We start from the raw sequence: 2,693 nt of genomic DNA, 5'->3' as shown, positions 1-2,693 counted from the left end.
CAAGCAAGGCGACCGCAGCTTGCACGATATCTTCAAAGCGCTGGCGATCCGGCAGCTTGTCGTACATCGCGGCACGAAAACGCCGAGGAATCCGCTGTTCCATGAATACTTTCACCGCAAGCTCGCGGAAGGTAAAACAAAGAAGCAAGCGATCATCTGCATCATGCGGCGACTGGTCAACATCGTGTATGGGATACTCAAAAGTAAAACTGTGTATCGCCTGCCGGAACCGTTGAAACAAGCAAAATGATAGAGTTGAGCCGCCTTTAAAAAAAGGTGTGGACGAAGCTCAAGCGAAGGCGCGGGAGAAATCTTAGTTTTGATGGGTTGGAGCTTTCCTGTAACTGGCGGGTTAGATGGAAAGCCCCACTTGAAACCAAAAATGTGCTGTTAAACAACTGAAAATGAGTACCAAAAACCGTAAAGAAGTGCTATTTTATGGATAGGACTTCTCTGTCTTTGGAGGCTGAGCTTTATAGCATAAGATAGTAACGAAGGTCAGATAGATAATCCGCTGAGTTTGAATCTGTATACGTATGTGGGGAATAATCCGTTGATTTATACCGATCCCACAGGACATAAGTGGTATCATGCTGTCTCTGGCTTTTTAGATGCAGTTGCTAATACAATTACTGCTGGTGGCTACGACTATGTGGTTCATAAAGTTGATGCAGCCATGGGGTGGACTCAAGAAGAACCTGATTACTATGCTGCACAAAGCTGGGGTTACTCAGTGGCAGAGACTGCATCAGCCTTTGCAGCCGCCGCAGGTGCTTCTGGCACTGTAGGTGGAGGTGGAGCATGCCTTGTAACAGCAGGTGGAGGCTGTGTAGTCGCTGCTGGCGCTGCGGGTGTAACGGTTTTAGCTGGATTTGAGGGAACATTTGCAGCAACAATGAATGATAAGAGCAGTGATCTTTATAATTTCTATTCGTTTAAGGACATTAGCAAAAAGTATAATTGGGCAAGACCTCATACATTAAAACAGCACTATGATGATCATGGAAGTCAATTTGGAGCAAAAGATCCAGAAGATTATGCTAGAATGGCAAAAGATTTCTATGACAATAGGGGGGCTTACCAAACTAAGGTGGATTCTGATGGTACTATTAGAGTTTACGATGCAAATACGAATACATTCGGTTCTTATTATTCTAATGGTGAAACTAAGACACTTTTTAAACCAGAAAATGGTCAAAAATATTACGACGGACAGCCTGGAAATTAGCAAGGAGGAAATAGAATGGGATATACATGTCTAGTATGTAATTATCGCGATTTAGAAGACCCACCATATGATACCCGTGGGTTTGGATCATTTGAAATTTGCATATGCTGTGGTTTTCAATATGGCTTTCATGATGATGGGAACAATAAAAATCCACAAGTTCTTGAAGTGTGGAGAAAAAAATGGGTGGAAAAGGGATACAAATGGCATTCAAGTTATAGGCTTCCTCCATCTAATTGGGATGCGAAAAAGCAATTAAACGGGCTTAGTGATTAATTTATTCAACCACCTTGTGACTAACCCTCGCAAGGTTTCTTTTTGTCTGCCGCGGTATTTCTAACGACGCAACAACCGCTTTGGGCTCTTTTAATCCTCAAGCGCCGTAAAACCCCGAATGATCCAAGCATCATGAAGGTGGTGGGAATCTTAGGCAGAGTCTAAATGGCTTCGGGTTGAGATGACAGATTCGGGTGGTAATGCATATCTTCATGGTCATCCTATAACAGAACAAGAATATAAAAAACTAACAAAATAACTTGATAGAGGAGGATGCTGCACTTTGTTTGAAAGCATAGATTTTTCACCTGGTATTATTAATTTTAATCAGTATCAAGTTAATGAAAAAACAAATTTGAACGAAGAAAACGATGATTTACAAGAAGATATGTTTTTGGTTGTTTTCCCCAACAATTATGCTATTGATGTTGGATGGTATCTTGGTACTCAGTGTTTCTTAGTCTTCGTTGTGAAGGACTACAACTGGGATGAGCCTATTAAAAAAAGAGAATGTTTTTCTTATGCAGAGTTAGAATCTACGGTTATGGAATTAACAAAGTGGTTAAAAGAGCTCCAATGACTACTTAAACTACCTTGCGACTAATTCTCGCAAGGCTTTTCTTTCGTTACCGCTACATCGCTAACGGCTACAAAATAGCCGCTTTTCAGCGCTTCTAAGTCGAAAGCGCAGCCAAAACAACGAAAGATCAAAGCCTATGCCTCCGGCAACCCTCACCGCCTCACTGCGCCTTATGCAGGGATAAACGGCTTGCCCCAAGTTGATTCCTTGCAGGGATGGCTTGCAGTCTTTCAAACCCTAGTCGGACAGGCTCCGCTGTTAGGTTCGGTTTGAAAGGCGCAAGCTCCCTGCTCGGTGAATCAACAGCGGCAAGCCGTTTATGCGCATAAGGCCCAGCGTGAGTTGTTTCGGTTGCCGTCGACAGCGGCTGTGATCCTTCGGATCGTTTTAAAACCCTCGTTCGCGCCACGGCCAAGGACAGACGGCTTTTTACAAACGCACTTCCCACAGTGCCTCGCTCCTTCCCCCTTTTGGGGCTGGATACGCTCATGCTCCTGCTGGCTTGATCCTCACCTTGGCCCTTATTCACGGCTGCACAGGCTTCCACGGTCGATTCTCCTGCTTCATGATGCGGGTGTCTGTCCAAACAACGCTTGGACAGACAGGCAT

At 44.2% G+C, this 2,693-nt stretch carries 4 protein-coding genes and 1 pseudogene; 4 read left to right on the top strand and 1 reads right to left on the bottom strand.

Annotated features, from left to right (window positions below):
* From ABRS97_RS27865 to ABRS97_RS27850, 4 genes and pseudogenes are all read left to right on the top strand, one after another.
* Positions 1-250, top strand: a pseudogene (locus tag ABRS97_RS27865) (IS110 family transposase); the annotation flags it as partial.
* A 303-nt stretch (positions 251-553) separates the two neighbouring features.
* Positions 554-1,228: a hypothetical protein gene (locus tag ABRS97_RS27860; RefSeq protein WP_367819430.1), complete on the top strand. Its 675-nt coding sequence runs from the start codon at positions 554-556 to the stop codon at positions 1,226-1,228.
* A 15-nt stretch (positions 1,229-1,243) separates the two neighbouring features.
* Positions 1,244-1,504: a hypothetical protein gene (locus ABRS97_RS27855; RefSeq protein WP_367819429.1), complete on the top strand. Its 261-nt coding sequence runs from the start codon at positions 1,244-1,246 to the stop codon at positions 1,502-1,504.
* Between the two features lie 283 nt (positions 1,505-1,787).
* The gene (locus tag ABRS97_RS27850) at positions 1,788-2,084 is read left to right on the top strand and encodes a hypothetical protein (protein ID WP_367819428.1); all 297 of its coding nucleotides are present in this window, start codon (positions 1,788-1,790) and stop codon (positions 2,082-2,084) included.
* Between the two features lie 160 nt (positions 2,085-2,244).
* Here ABRS97_RS27850 and ABRS97_RS27845 read toward each other — a convergent pair.
* On the bottom strand, positions 2,245-2,693 hold a 449-nt coding region (locus ABRS97_RS27845; RefSeq protein WP_367819427.1), incomplete at its 5' end, for a hypothetical protein.

It is taken from the genome of Paenibacillus tabacirhizosphaerae (genome assembly GCF_040812395.1).
GTDB lineage: Bacteria > Bacillota > Bacilli > Paenibacillales > NBRC-103111 > Paenibacillus_E.
Note: the sequence above shows the minus strand (reverse complement) of the source record. Positions and strands in the feature narration are given on the sequence as shown.